General features: G+C 74.6%; 1 pseudogene. It reads right to left on the minus strand.

What is annotated here, in order from left to right:
• A pseudogene (locus RM844_RS32460) lies at window positions 1–117 on the minus strand (GNAT family N-acetyltransferase); the annotation flags it as partial.
• Window positions 118–469 lie beyond the last annotated feature (352 nt).

Raw genomic sequence — 469 nt, forward strand, 5'->3', positions numbered from 1 at the left:
TGCCTCCTCCTTCCCGAGGTCGAGCGGATAGGTGAGGGTCTCGCCCGCGGCGACGACGGTACGGAAGAACGGCCAGATGGCGGCCCAGTCCTCGGTGGTGGCTTCCCTGATCAGCATGCGGACATGATGCCCGACTCGAACGCCTGTCCGCGATCGGTATGTTCGCCGCCCGCCCGTCGCCTACCGGTCGCCCCGCCGACGCCGTCGCAGCCGGGCCAGCAGCCCCTTTGCGCTCACCTCCGGTACGCGGGAGGGCACGTCCCCGGCAGGAGACGACGGGAGCGGCGGGGGCTGCGGGGCCGATGAGGTCGGTGAAGCCGGTGTCGGCCCGGCGGCGGGCGGGGGCTGCAATGGCGTCGCGCGTGGGGTGGGGGCCGGGGCGGGCGTCCTCCCGGGCCCGGGGTCGTCGCCCGGGTGCGGTGCGGGCCGGTCCTCACGGGCGCGGTCCAGCTCCAGAGTGAGGTTGATC

The organism is Streptomyces chisholmiae, from assembly GCF_031845445.1.
Lineage (GTDB): Bacteria > Actinomycetota > Actinomycetes > Streptomycetales > Streptomycetaceae > Streptomyces > Streptomyces chisholmiae.